Source organism: Anoxybacillus eryuanensis (assembly GCF_051200995.1).
In the GTDB taxonomy this organism is placed as follows: Bacteria; Bacillota; Bacilli; order Bacillales; family Anoxybacillaceae; genus Anoxybacillus; species Anoxybacillus tengchongensis.
Genome location: NZ_JBPODS010000001.1, coordinates 40457 through 60683, shown reverse-complemented (window position 1 = coordinate 60683; position 20227 = coordinate 40457). Strand labels below are relative to the sequence as shown.

The window sequence follows — 20227 nt, the reverse complement described above, 5'->3', positions numbered from 1 at the left end:
CCTCGCTCGGCAAGGTGTTTTTTACTAAAAAGGAGGAGTTTATATGCATTTACTAACGTTAGCGGAGTTATCAGTTGATGAAGTGCTTGCCATTTTGCATGAAGCGGAACGATTTGCGCACGGAGAGACGTGGCGAGTGAACAAACAAACGTTTGTTGCCAACTTATTTTTTGAGCCGAGCACGCGCACGAAATGCAGCTTTGAAATAGCGGAACGAAAGCTTGGGCTTGAAGTCATTCCGTTTGATGCAGACATGTCGAGCGTTCAAAAAGGAGAAACATTGTATGACACGGTTCGGACGTTGCAAGCGATCGGTGTGGAAGCAGTCGTCATTCGCCACCCATCTGATCATTACTTCGACTCACTTCGCGAAACGATTCATATCCCGATCATTAATGCCGGTGACGGATGCGGTCATCATCCGACTCAATCGCTACTCGATTTAATGACGATTCGTCAACAATTTGGCACATTTATCGGGCTGAATGTCGCCATCGTTGGTGACATTCGTCATAGCCGAGTGGCACGTTCCAATGCTGAAATATTAACGAGGCTCGGTGCAAATGTTTTCTTCTGCAGTCCGCCTGAGTGGCAAGATATAACGAATCCGTATGGCACGTACGTCGAATTCGATACAGCCGTAAAAGAGGCAGATGTGATCATGCTTCTTCGCATTCAACATGAGCGGCACGAACAAAAAATAGGATGGACGAAAGAGCAATATCACGAGCAATACGGCTTAACGATCGCGCGGGAAAAACAAATGAAAAAAACGAGCATCATTTTACATCCAGCCCCAGTCAATCGCGACGTAGAAATTGCAAGCGAGCTCGTTGAGTGTGAACGCTCACGCATTTTTAAACAAATGGAAAACGGCGTATACGTGCGCATGGCTGTTTTGAAACGGGCATTACAAAAAGGGGGAACAAAACATGACTATCATTTTCAAACGTGCGCGCTTGCTTAATGAACAAGGCGAGCTGACGTTAGCTGATATAAAAATGAACGACGGGCGCATCGTTCAAATCGCACCTCACATCGCTGCAAGCGATCATGACGAGGTGATCGACGTGCGTGAACAGTTTGTCGCGCCGGGATTTATCGACGTACACGTTCATTTGCGTGAACCGGGCGGGGAACATAAAGAAACGATTGCCACAGGTACGCTTGCTGCGGCCAAAGGTGGATTTACGACGATTGCAGCGATGCCAAACACAAAACCTGTTCCCGATACGAAACAACAAATGGAATGGCTCGTCAACCGCATTCGCGAAACGGCGCACGTGCGCGTGTTGCCATACGCTTCGATTACGATACGTCAAGCAGGAAAACAGCTCGTTGATTTTGCCGCCTTAAAAGAAGCAGGGGCGTTTGCGTTTACAGACGATGGCGTTGGCGTGCAAAGCGCGCGCATCATGTATGAGGCGATGAAACAAGCCGCTTCTCTCGATATGCCAATTGTTGCACATTGTGAAGACGAAACGTTGACGTATAAAGGATGCGTGCACGATGGATCATTTGCGAAAAGGCATGGACTTTCTGGCATTCCTTCCGTTTGTGAATCTGTACATATTGCGCGCGATGTGTTGTTAGCGGAGGCGACCGGGTGTCACTACCACGTTTGCCACATAAGCACGAAACAATCGGTGCGCATCGTTCGCGAGGCGAAGCAAGCAGGCATTCGCGTCACTGCTGAAGTGACACCGCACCACTTACTGCTTTGCGACGAAGATATTCATTCGTTAGACGCAAACTTTAAAATGAATCCACCGTTGCGAGCGAAAGAAGATCAACAAGCGTTAATCGAAGGATTACTTGATGGAACGATTGATTTTATCGCAACCGACCATGCTCCGCATACAGAAGAAGAAAAAAGTGAAGGGATGGTACTTGCTCCGTTTGGCATCGTCGGATTAGAAACCGCCTTTCCGCTTTTATATACGCATCTTGTTGAAAAAGGAATATGCACGTTAAAACAGCTCGTCGATTGGCTTTCAAAAAAGCCAGCGGAAACATTTCGCATTGACGGTGGGGAATTAAAAGTTGGCGCGAAAGCAGACGTAGTCGTCATCGATTTACATACCGAGCAAGTCATCGATCCACATACATTTGTTTCTAAAGGAAAAAACACACCGTTTGCAGGCTGGACATGTAAAGGATGGCCGACGATGACGGTTGTAGATGGAAAAATCGTTTGGCAGAAAGGGAGAGAGCGATGAAACGACAACTTATTTTAGAAGATGGTACACGTTTTGTTGGCGAAGCGTTTGGAAGTGAACGACAAACAGTTGGTGAAGTCGTTTTTAACACCGGAATGACAGGCTATCAAGAAATTTTAACCGACCCGTCATATTGCGGGCAAATTGTGACGATGACGTATCCGTTGATCGGAAACTATGGCGTAAACCGCGACGACTTCGAATCGATTGCACCGCATGTGTTCGGTTTTATCGTAAAGGAAGCGTGCGCATCTCCGTCCAATTGGCGAAGCGAGCTAACGATTGACGAATATTTGCGCATGAAAAACATTCCCGGTCTAGCAGGTGTCGATACGCGAAAACTGACGCGCATCATTCGCCAATACGGCACGTTAAAAGGAATGATTTGCGACATGGACGTGTCCGTTTCGGAGGCGGTCGCTCATTTAAAAGAAACGGAACTTGCGCGCGATCAAGTGAAACGCGTATCGACAAAAAGCCCATACGCTAGCCCAGGGCGCGGTCATCGCGTCGTTTTAATCGACTTCGGTATGAAGCACGGCATTTTGCGCGAATTAAATAAACGCCATTGCGACGTCATCGTATTACCATACAACGCAACAGCAGAAGATGTGTTACAACTTCACCCCGACGGCGTTATGTTATCAAACGGACCGGGGGATCCGAAAGATGTACCAGAAGCCATTGACATGATTCAAAACATACTTGGTCACGTTCCGCTTTTTGGGATTTGCCTTGGGCATCAACTGTTTGCGCTTGCCTGCGGAGCGAATACGGAAAAAATGAAATTCGGTCATCGCGGTTCCAATCATCCGGTGAAACATATTAAAACAGGAAAAGTAGCGATCACTTCACAAAATCACGGTTACACAGTTACAGAACAGTCACTCGTTCATACGCGATTAGAAGTGACGCATATCGCATTAAACGACGGAACGATTGAAGGGCTTCGTCATAAAGATGTTCCTGCGTTTACGGTGCAATATCATCCGGAAGCGTCGCCTGGTCCAGAAGATGCCAATCATTTATTCGATGATTTTATCGCGATGATTGAACAGTTTAAAAAAGAAAGAGGTGTCGTTCATGCCTAAACGTCAAGATATTGAAACGATTCTCGTCATCGGCTCTGGACCGATCGTCATCGGGCAGGCAGCGGAGTTTGATTATGCTGGGACGCAAGCATGTTTAGCGTTAAAAGAAGAAGGGTATAAAGTCATTCTCGTCAACTCCAATCCAGCGACGATTATGACCGATACACAAATTGCTGACAAAGTATACATGGAGCCGTTAACGCTTGAATTTGTCGCCCGCGTCATTCGGAAAGAACGACCTGATGCGATTTTGCCGACGCTTGGCGGACAGACGGGGTTAAACTTAGCCGTCGAATTAGCGAAAGCGGGAGTACTTGAAGAATGTGGCGTTGAAATTCTCGGCACGAAATTAGAAGCGATTGAAAAAGCAGAAGACCGCGAACAATTTCGCGCGTTGATGAACGAACTCGGTGAGCCGGTGCCAGAAAGCGCGATCGTGCATAGTTTACAAGAAGCGTATGCGTTCGTTGACCAAATTGGCTATCCGGTCATCGTTCGTCCGGCGTTTACACTCGGCGGAACAGGCGGAGGCATTTGTACGAACGAAGAAGAGCTTGTCGACATCGTTTCAAGCGGCTTAAAAATGAGCCCTGTGCATCAATGTTTACTAGAAAAAAGCATCGCCGGCTATAAAGAAATTGAATACGAAGTGATGCGCGATGCGAAAGACAATGCGATCGTCGTCTGCAATATGGAAAATATCGATCCGGTCGGCATTCATACGGGCGATTCGATCGTCGTCGCCCCAAGCCAAACGTTAAGCGATCGCGAATATCAACTGTTGCGAAACGCCTCGCTTCGCATTATTCGTGCGCTCGGCATTGAAGGAGGTTGCAACGTACAACTTGCCCTTGATCCGCACAGTTTTCAATATTACGTCATTGAAGTGAACCCGCGCGTCAGTCGCTCATCGGCGCTTGCCTCGAAAGCGACTGGGTATCCAATTGCGAAACTCGCCGCAAAAATTGCCGTCGGTTTAACGCTTGATGAAATGATGAATCCTGTGACAGGAAAAACGTACGCTTGCTTTGAACCGACGCTTGATTACGTCGTCACAAAAATTCCGCGCTTTCCGTTTGATAAATTTGAATCAGCGAATCGCCATCTCGGTACGCAAATGAAAGCGACAGGAGAAGTAATGGCGATCGGGCGCACGTTTGAACAGTCGCTATTAAAAGCGGTACGCTCGCTTGAAACGAACGTCTATCATTTAGAACTCAAAGAACAAGTCGATGATGCACTACTACAAAAACGCATTCAAAAAGCGGGCGATGAACGGCTATTTTACATTGCAGAAGCGTTTCGTCGCGGCGTAACGGTCGAACAAGTACATGCATGGAGCCAAATCGATCCGTTCTTTTTAACGAAAATTGCAGGCATCGTACAGTACGAAGCGGTTTTACGTGAACGTGTTGGCGATCTAGACGTACTAAAAAAAGCGAAAGAAATCGGCTTTTCCGATGTGGCGATCGCTAAACTATGGCAAATGACTGAACGCGACGTCTATGAGCTGCGGAAACGCGCTCGCATAACGCCTGTATATAAAATGGTCGATACGTGTGCGGCGGAATTTGAATCGGAAACGCCGTATTATTACAGCACATATGAAGAAGAAAACGAATCGCTCGTTACATCGCGCGAAAGTGTCGTCGTTCTTGGCTCTGGTCCGATTCGTATCGGGCAAGGAATCGAGTTTGACTACGCGACCGTTCATTCCGTATGGGCGATTAAAGAAGCGGGGTATGAAGCGATCATTATTAACAACAATCCGGAGACGGTATCGACCGACTTTAGCATTTCCGATAAGCTATACTTTGAACCGTTAACGATTGAAGATGTGATGCACGTCATCGATTTAGAACAGCCAATTGGCGTCATCGTTCAATTTGGCGGACAAACAGCGATCAACTTAGCAGCGGAATTAGCCGCGCGCGGTGTTCGCATTCTCGGCACGTCGCTTGAGGATTTAGATCGCGCCGAAAACCGCGACAAATTTGAGCGGACGCTTGCGCAACTCGGCATTCCACAACCGAAAGGAAAAACAGCGTTTTCCGTTGAAGAAGCGGTACGCATCGCTGAAGACATCGGCTATCCTGTCCTCGTGCGCCCGTCGTATGTGCTCGGCGGTCGGGCGATGGAAATCGTCTATAAAAAAGAAGAGCTGCTACATTACATGGAGCACGCGGTGAAAGTGAATCCGCAACATCCGGTATTAATTGACCGTTATTTAATCGGAAAAGAAATCGAAGTCGATGCGATTTCTGACGGGGAAGACGTATTTATTCCGGGCATTATGGAACATATTGAGCGCGCCGGTGTCCATTCGGGCGATTCGATCGCCGTCTATCCGCCGCAAACGTTAACAAAAGACGTTCAACAAAAAATTGTCGACTATACGATTGCGCTAGCGAAAGGGTTGCGCATCGTCGGCTTGTTGAACATTCAGTTCGTGCTATATGACGGCGAGGTGTACGTGTTAGAAGTGAATCCGCGTTCAAGCCGCACCGTTCCGTTTTTAAGTAAAATTACGAACGTTCCGATGGCCAATCTCGCGACAAAAGTTATCTTAGGGGCGAAGCTAAAAGAGCTTGGCTACTACACCGGATTAAAAGAAGAAAGCGAAGGCGTATATGTGAAAGCACCGGTCTTTTCATTTGCGAAATTGCGCAACGTCGATATTTCGCTCGGTCCAGAGATGAAATCAACGGGTGAAGTGATCGGAAAAGACGGCACGTTTGCGAAGGCGCTTTATAAAGGGCTCATTGCGTCAGGCATTCACATTCGTCCGTACGGGGCAGTTTTATTAACGATTGCCGATAAAGATAAAGAAGAAGCGATCGACATCGCCCGTCGCTTTTACAATATTGGATATCAGTTGCTTGCGACAAATGGCACCGCGCAAACGTTGCGCGAAGCGAACATTCCTGTGACTGTCGTCGCGAAAATTCATACCGGCACACCGAACATTCTTGACGTCATTCGCCAAGGCGAAGCGCAAGTTGTCATTAACACGTTAACAAAAGGAAAAGAAACGGAAAGCGACGGCTTCCGCATTCGCCGCGAAGCGGTAGAAAACGGCATCCCTTGTTTAACGTCGCTCGATACAGCGAAAGCGATGCTTCTCGTTTTAGAAGCGATGACGTTTTCGACAACAGCGATGGCAGAAAAGAAGGTGGGCGTATGAAGGAACATATGACAATCATCTCCAATCGCCAAATAGCGAAAGGCATTTATGAATTGACGCTCGCTAGTTCACTCGTTCAGCGCATGCACACGCCCGGGCAATTTGTGCATGTGAAAGTGGCAACTTTCGCTCCGCTACTTCGCCGGCCGCTCAGCCTTTGCGACATTAATCACGAAGCAGGCGAATGCACGATCGTTTACCGTGCGGAAGGGACAGGCACAACGCTCCTTTCGCAAAAACAGCCTGGGGAGACGCTCGATGTGCTCGGTCCGCTCGGAAACGGCTTTCCGCTTTCCGCCCTTTCTAGCGGACAGCGCGCCCTTCTTGTCGGCGGCGGCATCGGGGTGCCGCCGTTATATGAACTAGCGAAACAACTAGTGAAAAACGGTGTATGTGTGACGATCGTGCTCGGCTTTCAAACGAAAGACGTCGTCTTTTACGAGGAACGCTTCGCCTCGTTCGGCAAGACGTATGTGGCGACTGCAGACGGCTCGTACGGCATGAAAGGGTTTGTTACCGACGTCATTGAACATCACGCTCTTTCATTTGATGTGCTATATGCGTGCGGACCGAAGCCGATGTTAAAAGCATTACAACAACAATTTCCGCATAAAGAACTATATTTGTCATTAGAAGAACGGATGGGTTGCGGAATTGGTGCTTGTTTTGCCTGCGTATGTCGCGTGCCACATAGCGAAACAGCATATAAAAAAGTATGTAGCGACGGGCCGGTATTTCGAGCGGGGGAGGTCGTGTTATGAACCGATTAGCCGTTGAATTGCCCGGGCTTTCATTAAAAAACCCGATTATGCCTGCCTCAGGTTGTTTCGGATTCGGCCGAGAATACGCGAAATTTTATGACTTAAGCGTCCTCGGAGCAATCATGATTAAAGCGACGACGCTTGAAGCGCGCTTCGGCAATCCGACGCCGCGCGTCGCCGAGACGCCAAGCGGCATGTTAAATGCGATCGGACTGCAAAACCCCGGTATAGACAAAGTGCTAGCTGAAGAACTTCCGTGGTTAGCGCAATACGACGTACCGATTATCGCTAACATTGCTGGCTCAACGGTAGAGGAATATGTAGAAGTCGCCAAGCGCATATCAAAAGCGCCAAACGTTCATGCGCTTGAGCTAAATATTTCATGCCCAAACGTGAAAAAGGGCGGCATCGCATTTGGAACAGTTCCAGAAGTCGCTGCGGAGCTGACGCGGGCGGTAAAAGAAGTGTCTGCTGTGCCTGTGTATGTGAAACTATCACCCAATGTGACCAACATCGTCGCGATGGCAAAAGCGATTGAACAAGCGGGAGCAGACGGATTGACGATGATTAATACGTTATTAGGTATGCGCATTGACGTCAAAACAGCGAAGCCGATTTTAGCGAACGTAACCGGTGGGTTATCCGGTCCAGCCATTAAACCGATTGCACTGCGAATGATTTATGAAGTAAGCCAGGCGGTATCGCTTCCGATTATCGGCATGGGTGGCATTCAAAGTGCGGAAGATGTGATTGAGTTTTTTTACGCTGGTGCGAGCGCGGTCGCGATCGGAACAGCGCATTTTATCGACCCGTACGTTTGTCCAAATGTGATTCGCGATTTGCCACCGCTTTTAGATGAACTTGGCATTCAACATATTTCGGAATGTACGGGAAGGAGCTGGAACAATGGACAAACCGTTTATTGTGGCGCTTGATTTTTCATCCAAGGAAGAAGTGCGGTCGTTTTTACAGCTATTTTCCGATACGTCGCTCTTTTTAAAAGTCGGCATGGAGCTATACTTTCAAGAAGGTCCAACGATCATCGACGAGTTAAAACAGCGCGGACATCATATTTTTTTAGATTTAAAGCTTCATGATATTCCGCATACAGTAAAACGAGCAATGAAAGGCTTGGCGAAATTAGGTGTCGATTTAGTAAACGTTCATGCATCCGGAGGAAGCGCGATGATGCGCGCAGCGGTCGAAGGATTAGAAGAAGGGACGCCTTCTGGAATGAAGCGTCCGCGTTGCATTGCGGTGACGCAACTAACGAGCACAAACGAACGCATGCTTCACGATGAATTGTTAATTGACCGGACGATGAATGAAACGGTACTTCATTACGCTAAGCTTGCATATGATAGCGGACTTGACGGCGTCGTTTGTTCCGCAAAAGAAGTGCCGCTTCTTCGCGCAACTTTCGGGTCATCGTTTATCACTGTCACCCCAGGCATTCGCTTTGCGGACGATCAAGCGGACGATCAAGTGCGCATCGTCACACCTAATCAGGCGAAACAGCGCGGAACAAATTATATCGTCATCGGACGAAGCATCACAAAAGCGCATGATCCGTATGCGGCATATGAGCGGTTAAAACAAGAATGGGATGGTGGACAATGATGAAAAAAGAAATCGCAAAACAATTACTTTCCATCGGTGCGGTGTCGTTAAGCCCAAACGAACCGTTTACTTGGTCTTCCGGCATACAAGCCCCCATTTATTGCGACAATCGGTTGACGTTAGCGTACCCGACGACGAGACGAATGATTGCTGATGAACTAACCGCGCTTATTCGCACGCATTTTCCAACCGTCGACGTCGTCGCTGGCACAGCTACCGCAGGCATTCCTCATGCCGCATGGGTGAGCGAGCGATTGAATATGCCGATGTGCTACGTGCGCAGTCAAGCGAAAGGACACGGAAAAGGAAAACAAATTGAAGGGAAAGTCGAAGCAGGTCAACATGTCGTCGTCATTGAAGATTTAATTTCAACAGGCGGCAGCTCACTCAATGCCGTACGCGCTTTGCGTGAAGCGGAATGTCACGTACTTGGCGTCGTTGCGATTTTTACATACGGATTAGAAAAAGGCAAACGAGCGTTTCAACATGAACACGTTCCGGTCTATACAGTGACTGATTACGATGTGCTAATGGAAACAGCGATGGAACTCGGCATCATTACCGAAGAAGAGCGAGCGACGTTACATCATTGGCGTGAGCAATTAGAAGCATAAAGAAAAGGGTGTCCAACGAGCGACACCCTTTTCTTACTTCGTGGAAATGACGTTTGTTTTTAAATAGTGGATATCGTTTGCTTGTTGAATCGAACGGAGTGATAATGCTTGTAGGATCGTTTCTTGATGCGCTATTTTCTCAAACCCTTCTTCCATTTGTTGCGACAACTGTTCGATTTGCTGTTTGATAGCTGGAATTTCTTGCACGTGTAACTCAACAACCGTCATTCGTTCCATTAATTGTCCAACCATTTCACGAATAGCTGGCACAAGTGCTACATCTTCTTTTGTTGCCATTGTTTGCTCAATCCGATCTACTCGATGTTCGAGCGCATGCATGCTGTTTTGTAACGCAGCGATATCGTCTTTTGTAGCCATCGTTTGTTCGATGTGTTCGATGCGTTTGTCCATAACAACGATATCGTCTTTTGTTGCCATGCGCTGTTCAATGCTTGCGATATCATCTTTCGTGGCCATCGTCTGCTCAATATGACTGACGCGGCTTTCTAATGCGCGAATGTCATCTTTCAACATAGCGACGTCTTCTTTTGTTGCCATGTTTGCACGTAAAAATGCCAGCTCATCAAAAATGCGTTGCAACAACTGTTCCACCATGTTCACCCCCTTTTTTCCTTTTCCATTATATCATCATTCGACAAAAAGAGAGGACGAAAAAATGACAAAAAATTTTGATTAAATTAAAAACCCGCCTTATCTAGACGGGTTTTTTCATCCTCACGACCAACTCCTCATCGGGTGTGACGTAGATCGTTTGTTGGTTTTCGTAAATGACAAAGCCCGGTTTGGCGCCGCTCGGTTTTTTGACGTAGCGGACGCGCGTGTAGTCGACTGGGACGGAGCTCGAGTGGCGCGCTTTGCTGAAGTAAGCGGCTAAGTGAGCAGCTTCTATAATCGTCTGTTGTGACGGTTGTTTGCTGCGAATGACGACGTGGGAGCCAGGGATGTCTTTCGTGTGCAGCCAAATGTCGTCTTTGCTGGCGAATTTGTTTGTTAAATAGTCGTTTTGTTTATTGTTTTTGCCGACAAAGATCTCCGTTCCGTCGCTTGATATGTAGCGCTCGAGTTCGATCGTGCGCGGCTTTTGTTTTTTTTGTTTTGTCGCCTTAGCGCGCAAATATCCTTGTTCGATTAATTCGTCGCGAATGTCGTCAATGTCTTTCGGCGAGGCGGTTTCGAGCTGTTGCAATAGCGTATCGAAATATACGATTTCTTCTTTCGTTCGTTCGATTTGTTCTTGGACAATCGCAAGCGAATTTTTCGCTTTTTGGTATTTTTGAAAATAGTTTTGCGCGTTTTCGGACGGCGTTTTTTGTTCATCAAGCGGGATGATGATCGTTGCACCGTTTTCGTCGTAGTAATTGATTACTTCCATTTCTTTCATTCCGCGCTTCATTGCATAAAGGTTTGCCGTGAGCAGTTCCCCATATAGTCGATATTGCTCCGCTTGTTTTGCTTCTTCTAACGTTTGTTTTAACTTCGCGAGCTTTTTCTCGTTTTTCTCTTTTTCATTCGCGACAAATCGTTCTAAATCGTGCGCCTGTTGTTTGACCCGGTCGCGTTCCGCTTTGCCGAAATAAAAACGATCGAGCATGTCGCTTAACGTCGGAAAATGTTTCACTTCTCCTCCGATATGCATAAGCGGCAAGGCGTAAAATATTTCTTTTTGTCCGTTTGTGTACGTACACGGAGTAAAATTTTCGTTTCGCACATTTTCGATTAGCGATATAAAACTTTTCGGCAATGTCGTGCGATTGGCAAGCCCTGCCCGATGAACAGCTTCGCGCGCAAATAGTGGGGAGATGCCCATAAATGTCGCGACGAGTTGATCAGCTAATTTTCCGGCGAGAAAATCGATTTTTTTTAACACCGTTTCTTCTGTCGCTTCAAGCGGATTCAGTTTGTCGTGCGATGGCGGCGCAATGTAAGGCGCCCCAGGTAGCACCGTTCGGTAGCGATTCACAGCAGGTGAAAGATGTTTGATGCTATCGATAATTGTGTTCGTCTGTTCATCGACGAGAATGATGTTGCTGTGGCGACCCATAATTTCGATGATCAGCTGTTTTGTACATATATCACCGAGCTCATTTCTTGTTTTCACGTGAATGATGATCATGCGATCGAAATCGACTTGCGTAATTGCTTCAATGACGCCGCCTTCAATATGTTTGCGCAAAAGCATACAAAACATCGGTGGTTCGGGCGGGTTATCGTACGTTTCATTTGTTAAATGAACGCGGGCGTAAGTCGGGTGCGCACATAACAACAACTTATAATTGCTTCCGTGCGAGCGAACGTGAAGCACTAATTCGGATGGAAACGGCTGATAAATTTTTGAAATGCGTCCGCCGACAAGCGTTCGCTGTAATTCTTTTGTCATAGCATATGTAAATACTCCGTCAAACGACATCGAAAACACCTTTCTCTTTTTTTCTTTTCATTATACCATATCATTTTTTTGTACATGCCTGAATAAGCTGTCATAGATAAGACAAGCGGAAGGGGGAAAGAAATGAGCTGGCACAAATTGCGTGTTGAACAAGTCGAACAACAAGTAAATACAACGATCGGTTTCGGATTAACGGAAAAAGAAGTGAAAAAACGGTTAAAACAATTTGGGAAAAATGAGTTATCAGAAGAAAAAAAACCGTCTGCATTCAAACAATTTTTTGGACAGTTTCAAGATTTTATGGTGCTCGTCTTATTGGCAGCAACAGCGATTTCCGCCGTACTCGGCGAATACATTGATGCGGTCGCGATCGTGGCGATCGTCATCATTAACGCGTGCTTAGGATTTATACAAGAGCGGCGTGCGGAAAAGTCGCTTGAAGCGTTAAAAAAACTATCTGCCCCAGAATCGCTCGTTTTGCGTGATGGCGAATGGATGAAAGTGCCGTCTGCTGAACTTGTCGTTGGCGATATTGTTAAATTTACAAGCGGTGATCGCATCGGGGCTGATGTTCGCATCGTGGAAGCGAAAGGGTTATATATTGAAGAATCATCGTTGACGGGTGAATCGCTTCCTGTCGAAAAACAAACCGCACCACTTGCGCCAGACGTTTCGTTAGGCGATCGGACAAATATGGCGTTTATGGGGACGCTCGTGACGAAAGGAAGCGGGATCGGGATCGTTGTGGCGACAGGAATGAATACAGCGATGGGGCAAATTGCCCATTTATTACAGTCTGCGCCAACGATGACGACACCGTTGCAGCGGAAGCTTGAACAGCTCGGCAAAATTTTAATTGTCATCGCTTTAGCGCTCACAGCGCTCGTTGTCGTGCTCGGTGTATGGCAAGGACATGCTTTATATGACATGTTTTTAGCTGGAGTATCGCTTGCGGTTGCCGCGATTCCGGAAGGCTTGCCTGCCATCGTTACTGTCGTGTTGGCGCTTGGCGTCCAGCGAATGATGAAGCGAAACGCCATCGTGCGCAAACTGCCGGCGGTTGAGACGCTTGGATGTGCGTCGGTCATTTGTTCTGATAAAACAGGAACGATGACAGAAAATCAAATGACGGTCACACACGTATGGGTGAATAATCGGTTATGGACGGTCAGCGGGACGGGCTATGAACCAAAAGGAACGTTTTTGTTAAACGGGAAACAAGAAAAAATAGACACATCGTTGCAACAAATGTTATTGTTCGGTGCGCTATGCAATCATGCGGAACTGAAGAAAAAAGGAAAAACGTATATGATTGCTGGCGATCCGACTGAGGGAGCGCTCGTTGTGGCGGCAGCGAAAGCTGGATGGACGAAAGAAAAAATCGCGGCCGAATTTACGATTGAACATGAATTTCCATTTGATTCAACGCGCAAAATGATGACCGTCATCGTCAAGGACCGCTCGAATCAACGTTGGATTGTTACAAAAGGAGCGCCAGATATGTTGCTTGAACGTTGCCGCTTTATATATGTGGACGGTCAAGCAAAACCGCTTCGTGACCAAGAACGAAAAACAGTGCAACAAACGGTCAATATGCTCGCCTCACAAGCGCTGCGCACAATTGCGATCGCGTATCGCCCACTTTCGCTCACCGAAACGGTCAATGATGAAACGAAAGCGGAAAGCGATTTAACGTTCATCGGTTTGCAAGGAATGATCGATCCGCCCCGAAAAGAAGTGAAACAAGCGATTGCCGAATGTAAAAAAGCGGGCATCAAAACAATCATGATTACAGGGGATCATATTTTAACAGCTAAAGCCATCGCCCAACAACTACACATGTTGCCGCCGAACGGAAAAGTGATGGACGGAAAAATGTTATCAACGCTTTCTGTCGAAGAATTGGAAGATATTGTTGAAGATGTGTATGTTTTTGCACGTGTATCGCCAGAACATAAATTAAAAATCGTACAAGCGTTACAAAAAAGAGGACATATTGTCGCGATGACAGGTGATGGCGTCAATGATGCTCCTGCGATTAAAACAGCCAACATCGGCATTGCGATGGGAATCACAGGAACGGACGTATCAAAAGAAGCGGCGTCGCTCGTTTTGTTAGACGATAACTTTGCGACCATTAAAGCGGCGATTGAAGAAGGACGAAACATTTACGAAAACATTCGCAAATTTATTCGTTACTTGCTTGCCTCAAACGTTGGAGAAATTTTAGTCATGTTGTTTGCAATGATTTTAGCGCTTCCGCTTCCGCTTGTACCGATTCAAATTTTATGGGTCAATCTTGTGACAGACGGGTTACCTGCGATGGCGCTCGGATTAGATCCTGCAGAAGAAAACGTCATGAAACGACCGCCACGCCATCCGAAAGAAGGGGTGTTTGCGCGCGGGCTCGGATGGAAAATTGTTAGCCGCGGTTTTTTAATTGGCATGGTGACGCTTATTGCCTTTCTCGTTGTGCATGCGCGTCATCCAGAAAATTTAACGTATGCGCAGACGGTCGCGTTCGCGACGCTCGTGCTCGCACAGCTCATTCACGTCTTTGATTGTCGAAGCGAGCGCTCGGTGTTTGACCGCAATCCGTTTGAAAATATGTATTTAGTGCTTGCTGTCTTGTCGTCGCTTTTATTGCTGCTTGTCGTCATTTATTATCCGCCGTTACAACCAATTTTCCATACGATGTCGCTTCCGCTCACGGATTGGTTGTTGATTGTTGGTTTATCGTCCATTCCGACATTTTTACTGGCAGGTTCGCTATTCACGCGTCGTCGTTCATGAAATGTTTTCGCTATATAGTGATCTGTGCTATAATGAGAGAAGGTAATGGAGCCAATCTATTACCTTCTTTTGTTGTCGATATTTCATATGTACAATGGATGTGAGAATATGATCGTGAGTATGACAGGATTTGGTCGAGGAAAAAGAGAAGATGAAAACGTACGCATTACGGTGGAAATGAAATCAGTCAATCACCGTTTTTGTGAAATTTCGATCCGCATGCCTAGACAGTGGATGATGTTTGAAGATAAAATAAAAAGAGTCATTACCGAACATATTGCACGTGGACGTGTCGAGGTGTTTGTCACGATTGAAGGAGAACAGCTCGTTGAACGAACGCTTCATGTCGATTGGCAACTTGTTGATGCGTATTATCGTATGTTGACGGATGTACGCAGTCGGTTTCATTTCACAGATGATATATCGCTTCGAGATATGGTACACATGCTATCGGATGCGGTGGAAATGACAGAACAACCGCTACAAAACGATGCACTTCTTTCTTTGCTGTTAGAAGCGACAAAAGAAGCGGTTGAACAGTTAAAATATATGCGTGAACAAGAAGGAAAAGCGTTATTAGCAGATATGCTTGCGCAACTTGAGACGATCGAAAAAAGTGTGCATCGCATTGAACAGCTTGCCCCAACGGTCGTCGCTTCTTATCGCGATCGCATACATAAACGAGTGCATGAATTTGTGCAAGGTATCGTGGATGAACAACGGCTACTAACGGAAGTCGCTTTATTTGCAGAAAAAGTCGATATTCATGAGGAATTAAAACGTATATATAGCCATATTGAACAGTTTCGTCGCATCGTTTCTGAAGGGGGAGCAGTCGGACGAAAGCTCGACTTTCTCGTCCAAGAGCTCAACCGCGAAATGAATACGATCGGCTCCAAAGCAAACGATGGCCACATCGCCTCTGAAGTCGTTAACATGAAAAGCGCCCTTGAAAAAATTAAAGAACAAGTGCAAAATGTGGAGTAGTTTGTTTATTATAGAAGGGTAGGGATGAACGTGAAAGAACGAGGGTTATTAATCGTTTTATCAGGACCGTCCGGCGTTGGAAAAGGGACGGTGCGAAAAGCATTATTTTCACAGCCAGACATTCAATTGCAATATTCGATTTCTGTCACAACGCGCAAACCGCGTGAAGGAGAAGTTGATGGTGTCGACTACTTTTTCAAAACGCGCGAGCAGTTTGAGCAAATGATTCGCCAGAATGAATTGTTAGAATGGGCGGAATATGTTGGGAATTACTATGGTACGCCAATTGAGTACGTGGAAAAAACGTTGCAAGAAGGAAAAGACGTCTTTTTAGAAATTGAAGTGCAAGGGGCGATGCAAGTTCGCAAAGTGTTTCCAGAGGCGCTCTTTATTTTCCTCGCTCCGCCAAGTTTAAGCGAATTGCGTAAACGAATTGAAATGCGCGGAACAGAATCAGAAGAGCTCATTCGCGATCGATTAAAGGCAGCGAAAGAAGAGCTAGAAATGATGGATGCGTACGATTACGTCGTTGAAAACGATCAAGTTGAGCTTGCGTGTGAACGCATTAAAGCGATTGTGACGGCTGAACATTGTCGTCGTGAACGCGTTGCACAACGATATAAAAAGATGTTGGAGGTTGAGTAATATGTTATATCCTTCGATTGACTTACTTATGACAAAATTAGATTCAAAATATACGCTTGTGACAGTGGCGGCGAAGCGCGCACGCCAATTACAAGTAAAAAACGATTTAACGATCGAAAAACCTGTGTCGAAAAAATTTGTCGGCAAAGCGTTAGAAGAAATTGCGGCGGGTCATATTGAAGTCGTTAGCGAAGAAGAAGCAACGCAATAAACTACTTACGACAACCTAGTTTTAGGTTGTTATTTTTTTACAAATACCAAATGAAAGGGGCAACGTTGATGCTTCAGCAAAAAAACATTTTATTATGTGTGACAGGTGGAATTGCAGTATATAAAGCAGCAGCGCTCACAAGCAAACTTGTGCAAGCGGGAGCGAATGTGAAAGTCGTCATGACGGAAGCGGCTTGTCAATTTGTTACACCGCTTACGTTCCAAGCGTTATCAAAAAACGAGGTGTACGTCGATACATTTGATGAAAAAAAGCCGAACGTCATTGCGCATATTGATTTAGCTGATTGGGCACATGTCGTACTCGTTGCCCCTGCGACCGCAAACTCGATCGCAAAGCTTGCACACGGACTAGCCGATAATATGGTGACAACCATTTTACTTGCGACAAAAGCGCCGGTGTGGATTGCCCCAGCGATGAACGTTCATATGTATGAACACCCAGCTGTGCAACAAAATATGCGTACATTGCAGTCATTCGGTTATCGCTTCATTGAACCGGCGGAAGGGATGCTTGCGTGCGGTTACGTTGGAAAAGGACGATTAGAAGAGCCAGAAACGATCGTCGCTTTGCTTGAACAACATTTCGCAACAAACGAGATATTAAAAGGAAAAAAAGTGTTAGTGACCGCTGGTCCGACCCGTGAAAAACTTGACCCTGTCCGTTTTTTCAGCAATCATTCGACTGGGAAAATGGGATATGCACTCGCCGAAGCGGCGCGCGATTTTGGAGCCGATGTCGTCCTCATTTCTGGTCCGACATCGCTTCCTAGTCCTGCAGGCGTACAGACGATTCGTGTGGAAAGCGCGCAAGACATGTATGAAAACGTGATGAACCATTTTCACGATAGCGACATCGTCATTAAAACAGCGGCAGTAGCAGATTATCGTCCAAAATATGTTGCGGACAATAAAATAAAAAAACAACAAGAGGACTATACTGTCGTTTTAGAACGAACCGTCGATATTTTACAAACGCTCGGTAAACAAAAAACGCATCAATTTTTAGTCGGTTTTGCGGCAGAGACGAACGATGTCGAACGATATGCCAAAGACAAGCTTGCCCGCAAAAACGCCGATATGATTGTCGCAAATAACGTCGTGCAAGAAGGGGCGGGATTCGGAACGGATACAAATATTGTAACGCTATTTAAACGAGACGGCACCGAAAAACAACTTCCGCTTTTACCAAAGTCGGAAGTGGCAAAAGAAATTTTACGTGAAGTTCATCGTGAAATTGAGGGACGCTTATGACGATTGCTTCTGTCATCGTTGATATTCCAGCGAGTCAAACGGATCGCCCGTTTGATTACATCATCCCGCCTGAACTTGTTGGCATCGTACAAGCTGGGATGCGCGTTGTCGTACCATTTGGAACTAGACTCTTACAAGGGTTTGTCATTGAAGTGAAAGAAACGACCGATATGCCAATAGAACAATTAAAGCCGATTCATTCCCTTTTTGATGTTGTTCCTGTATTAAACGAGGAATTACTTCAATTAGGGAAATGGCTAACAGAAACGACACTATGCTTCATGGTATCTGCCTTTCAAGCGATGTTACCTGCCGCGATGAAAGCGAAATATGAAAAGGATATTCGGCTCATCGAACAATATATGCCACTCGTCCATGAAAACGTACGCGCGCTATTTCGTGACCGTCTCATCATTCCATGGAGCGATGTCGAAAAAACACCATACGTCCGCCTGTTGCAAAAAGAAATTGCAAATGGCCATATTGAAGTCGTTTATCGTGTTGAAGAAAAAGGAAAAATAAAAACAGAAAAATGGGTCGAATTATGTGCAAGCGATGAACATGTCACCCATATACTCACATCGCTCTCAACGCGCGCAATGAAACAAAAACAAATACTCGAGCGATTGCTTGTGGCGCGCGCTTTACCGTTAAAACAGTTGCTGAGTGAAACAAATAGCACATGGGCAACCGTTCAAACACTCATCAAAAAACAACTTGTCGCTGTGAAAGAAAAAGAAATATATCGTGATCCATATGCGAATCGCCCATTTCCAAAAACAAAACCACTCGCTTTAACAGATGAACAACGCAAAGCGCTACATACGATCGGACAAGCGATTGAGCAAAACGTACACGACGTCTTTTTAATGTACGGTGTCACTGGAAGTGGGAAAACAGAAGTATATATGCAAGCGATTGATCTCGTCTTAAAAAAAGGAAAAGAAGCGATTGTGCTCGTACCAGAAATCTCACTGACACCACAAATGGTGAGGCGGTTTAAAGAACGATTCGGCTCCAAAGTAGCCGTTCTCCATAGTGGTCTATCGCTCGGAGAAAAGTATGACGAATGGCGGAAAATTCAACGAAAAGAAGTGCAACTTGTCGTCGGGGCGCGCTCTGCCATTTTCGCTCCGTTTGAAAACATTGGCATCATTATTATCGATGAAGAGCATGAAACGAGCTACAAACAAGAAGAATCACCGCGCTATCACGCTCGCGATGTTGCCATTTTTCGCGGCCGTTACCATCGCTGTCCGATTGTGCTCGGCAGCGCTACCCCATCGCTTGAATCATTTGCGCGCGCAAAAAAAGGAGTATATAAACAAGTTACGTTAACGAGACGAATGAACGATCATGCGCTTCCACCTGTTGAGATTGTCGATATGCGCGAAGAATTGCGGGCAGGAAACCGTTCGATGTTTTCTCGGCTCTTATTTGAAAAACTAACGGAGCGTTTACAAAAAGGAGAACAATCCGTTTTATTTTTAAATCGTCGTGGCTATTCATCTTTTGTCATGTGTCGGGACTGCGGTCATGTGATTCAATGCCCGCATTGCGATATTTCGCTTACATACCATCGCGTTCAACAACAACTGAAATGTCATTATTGTGGATACGAACAGCGTATGTCTTCACATTGTCCTGCTTGTCAAAGCGAACATATTCGTTTTTTCGGAACAGGAACACAAAAAGTGGAAGAAGAATTAACAAAGCTTTTACCTCATGCACGCGTCATTCGCATGGATGTCGATACAACGAGCCGTAAAGGAGCACACGAACGATTGCTGAATGAATTTGGGGAAGGGAATGCTGACATTTTACTTGGCACGCAAATGATTGCGAAAGGACTTGATTTTCCAAACGTCACATTAGTTGGCGTATTAGCAGCTGACACGATGCTTCATGTGCCTGACTTTCGGGCGGCAGAAAAAACGTTTCAGCTACTAACACAAGTGAGCGGCCGTGCAGGGCGACATCATTTACCGGGGGAAGTCGTCATCCAAACATACACGCCTGAACATTACAGCATTCAACTAGCAGCCGATCATCATTTTGAAGCGTTTTATGAGCGCGAAATGATTACCCGAAAAAAACACGGGTATCCGCCGTTTTACTATTTAACGCTCATTACCGTATCCCATGTCGATCCGCTCAAAGGAGTAAGCGTAGCCGAAAAAATTGCTACACACGTGAAAAAACATCTTTCTCCTGAAGCCATTGTGCTAGGACCTGTCGCTTCCCCGATTGCGCGCATGAACGATAGATATCGTTACCAATGCATGATAAAATACAAGCGAGAAGCGAACTTAACGACAGCGCTCCGCACGATTGTTGAACATTATCAGCGTGACATGGCGCGCGGCGATGTGACGATTACCATTGATTTAAATCCATATATGATGATGTAAATAAGGGAGGAGA

At 46.1% G+C, this 20227-nt stretch carries 16 protein-coding genes; 14 read left to right on the top strand and 2 right to left on the bottom strand.

Features of this window, described 5'->3' with window-relative positions:
* Window positions 1-43 precede the first annotated feature (43 nt).
* From HNQ84_RS00300 to pyrE, 8 genes are read left to right on the top strand one after another with little or no spacing between them, the layout of a single operon-like run.
* Window positions 44-967, top strand: coding sequence for an aspartate carbamoyltransferase catalytic subunit (locus tag HNQ84_RS00300; protein ID WP_183247135.1), 924 nt, complete (start codon window positions 44-46; stop codon window positions 965-967).
* Entirely contained in the window at window positions 933-2219 is a 1287-nt protein-coding gene (gene pyrC / locus HNQ84_RS00295; protein ID WP_435620773.1) for a dihydroorotase, read from the top strand. The genes HNQ84_RS00300 and pyrC overlap by 35 nt, the downstream gene beginning before the upstream one ends.
* A complete protein-coding gene (locus tag HNQ84_RS00290) occupies window positions 2216-3310 on the top strand; it encodes a carbamoyl phosphate synthase small subunit (protein WP_183247131.1) in 1095 nt (364 codons plus the stop codon). The genes pyrC and HNQ84_RS00290 overlap by 4 nt, the downstream gene beginning before the upstream one ends.
* Window positions 3303-6494 (top strand): carbamoyl-phosphate synthase large subunit, encoded by a 3192-nt coding sequence (carB, locus tag HNQ84_RS00285; RefSeq protein ID WP_435620772.1) that lies wholly within the window; start codon window positions 3303-3305, stop codon window positions 6492-6494. Before HNQ84_RS00290 ends, carB begins: the two co-directional genes overlap by 8 nt.
* Entirely contained in the window at window positions 6491-7255 is a 765-nt protein-coding gene (locus HNQ84_RS00280) for a dihydroorotate dehydrogenase electron transfer subunit (protein WP_435620771.1), read from the top strand. The genes carB and HNQ84_RS00280 overlap by 4 nt, the downstream gene beginning before the upstream one ends.
* Complete coding sequence (locus HNQ84_RS00275; protein ID WP_183247125.1) at window positions 7252-8190, top strand: dihydroorotate dehydrogenase; 939 nt, start codon at window positions 7252-7254, stop codon at window positions 8188-8190. Before HNQ84_RS00280 ends, HNQ84_RS00275 begins: the two co-directional genes overlap by 4 nt.
* Window positions 8162-8875, top strand: a complete 714-nt coding sequence (gene pyrF, locus HNQ84_RS00270; RefSeq protein WP_032101511.1) for an orotidine-5'-phosphate decarboxylase — start codon at window positions 8162-8164, stop codon at window positions 8873-8875. Before HNQ84_RS00275 ends, pyrF begins: the two co-directional genes overlap by 29 nt.
* Window positions 8875-9489: an orotate phosphoribosyltransferase gene (gene pyrE, locus HNQ84_RS00265; protein ID WP_435621014.1), complete on the top strand. Its 615-nt coding sequence runs from the start codon at window positions 8875-8877 to the stop codon at window positions 9487-9489. The genes pyrF and pyrE overlap by 1 nt, the downstream gene beginning before the upstream one ends.
* A gap of 33 nt (window positions 9490-9522) precedes the next feature.
* On the opposite strand, the gene HNQ84_RS00260 is transcribed toward pyrE, so the two are convergent.
* Both HNQ84_RS00260 and HNQ84_RS00255 read right to left on the bottom strand, forming a co-directional pair.
* The gene (locus HNQ84_RS00260) at window positions 9523-10101 is read right to left on the bottom strand and encodes a hypothetical protein (RefSeq protein WP_183247324.1); all 579 of its coding nucleotides are present in this window, start codon (window positions 10099-10101) and stop codon (window positions 9523-9525) included.
* Window positions 10102-10204: 103 nt separating this feature from the next.
* Complete coding sequence (locus HNQ84_RS00255) at window positions 10205-11917, bottom strand: Rqc2 family fibronectin-binding protein (protein ID WP_435620770.1); 1713 nt, start codon at window positions 11915-11917, stop codon at window positions 10205-10207.
* Window positions 11918-12019: 102 nt separating this feature from the next.
* On the opposite strand from HNQ84_RS00255, the gene HNQ84_RS00250 reads away from it, so the two are divergent.
* From HNQ84_RS00250 to priA, 6 genes are all read left to right on the top strand, one after another.
* Entirely contained in the window at window positions 12020-14689 is a 2670-nt protein-coding gene (locus HNQ84_RS00250) for a calcium-transporting P-type ATPase, PMR1-type (protein ID WP_435620769.1), read from the top strand.
* A 108-nt stretch (window positions 14690-14797) separates the two neighbouring features.
* Window positions 14798-15676 (top strand): YicC/YloC family endoribonuclease, encoded by an 879-nt coding sequence (locus tag HNQ84_RS00245; protein WP_435620768.1) that lies wholly within the window; start codon window positions 14798-14800, stop codon window positions 15674-15676.
* A gap of 24 nt (window positions 15677-15700) precedes the next feature.
* A complete protein-coding gene (gmk, locus tag HNQ84_RS00240) occupies window positions 15701-16321 on the top strand; it encodes a guanylate kinase (RefSeq protein WP_183241642.1) in 621 nt (206 codons plus the stop codon).
* A 1-nt stretch (window position 16322) separates the two neighbouring features.
* Window positions 16323-16532, top strand: a complete 210-nt coding sequence (gene rpoZ / locus HNQ84_RS00235) for a DNA-directed RNA polymerase subunit omega (RefSeq protein ID WP_003395016.1) — start codon at window positions 16323-16325, stop codon at window positions 16530-16532.
* Window positions 16533-16600: 68 nt separating this feature from the next.
* Window positions 16601-17803, top strand: coding sequence for a bifunctional phosphopantothenoylcysteine decarboxylase/phosphopantothenate--cysteine ligase CoaBC (gene coaBC / locus HNQ84_RS00230; RefSeq protein WP_055441186.1), 1203 nt, complete (start codon window positions 16601-16603; stop codon window positions 17801-17803).
* A complete protein-coding gene (gene priA / locus HNQ84_RS00225) occupies window positions 17800-20214 on the top strand; it encodes a primosomal protein N' (RefSeq protein ID WP_435620767.1) in 2415 nt (804 codons plus the stop codon). Before coaBC ends, priA begins: the two co-directional genes overlap by 4 nt.
* Window positions 20215-20227 lie beyond the last annotated feature (13 nt).

Coding starts and splice junctions, on each gene's coding strand:
- pyrC (WP_435620773.1), top strand. CDS start 933: ATGACTATCATTTTCAAACGTGCGCGCTTGCTTAATGAACAAGGCGAG.
- HNQ84_RS00290 (WP_183247131.1), top strand. CDS start 2,216: ATGAAACGACAACTTATTTTAGAAGATGGTACACGTTTTGTTGGCGAA.
- coaBC (WP_055441186.1), top strand. CDS start 16,601: ATGCTTCAGCAAAAAAACATTTTATTATGTGTGACAGGTGGAATTGCA.
- pyrF (WP_032101511.1), top strand. CDS start 8,162: ATGGACAAACCGTTTATTGTGGCGCTTGATTTTTCATCCAAGGAAGAA.
- gmk (WP_183241642.1), top strand. CDS start 15,701: ATGAACGTGAAAGAACGAGGGTTATTAATCGTTTTATCAGGACCGTCC.
- rpoZ (WP_003395016.1), top strand. CDS start 16,323: ATGTTATATCCTTCGATTGACTTACTTATGACAAAATTAGATTCAAAA.
- HNQ84_RS00245 (WP_435620768.1), top strand. CDS start 14,798: ATGATCGTGAGTATGACAGGATTTGGTCGAGGAAAAAGAGAAGATGAA.
- HNQ84_RS00250 (WP_435620769.1), top strand. CDS start 12,020: ATGAGCTGGCACAAATTGCGTGTTGAACAAGTCGAACAACAAGTAAAT.
- HNQ84_RS00275 (WP_183247125.1), top strand. CDS start 7,252: ATGAACCGATTAGCCGTTGAATTGCCCGGGCTTTCATTAAAAAACCCG.
- pyrE (WP_435621014.1), top strand. CDS start 8,875: ATGAAAAAAGAAATCGCAAAACAATTACTTTCCATCGGTGCGGTGTCG.
- carB (WP_435620772.1), top strand. CDS start 3,303: ATGCCTAAACGTCAAGATATTGAAACGATTCTCGTCATCGGCTCTGGA.
- HNQ84_RS00280 (WP_435620771.1), top strand. CDS start 6,491: ATGAAGGAACATATGACAATCATCTCCAATCGCCAAATAGCGAAAGGC.
- priA (WP_435620767.1), top strand. CDS start 17,800: ATGACGATTGCTTCTGTCATCGTTGATATTCCAGCGAGTCAAACGGAT.
- HNQ84_RS00255 (WP_435620770.1), bottom strand. CDS start 11,917: ATGTCGTTTGACGGAGTATTTACATATGCTATGACAAAAGAATTACAG.
- HNQ84_RS00300 (WP_183247135.1), top strand. CDS start 44: ATGCATTTACTAACGTTAGCGGAGTTATCAGTTGATGAAGTGCTTGCC.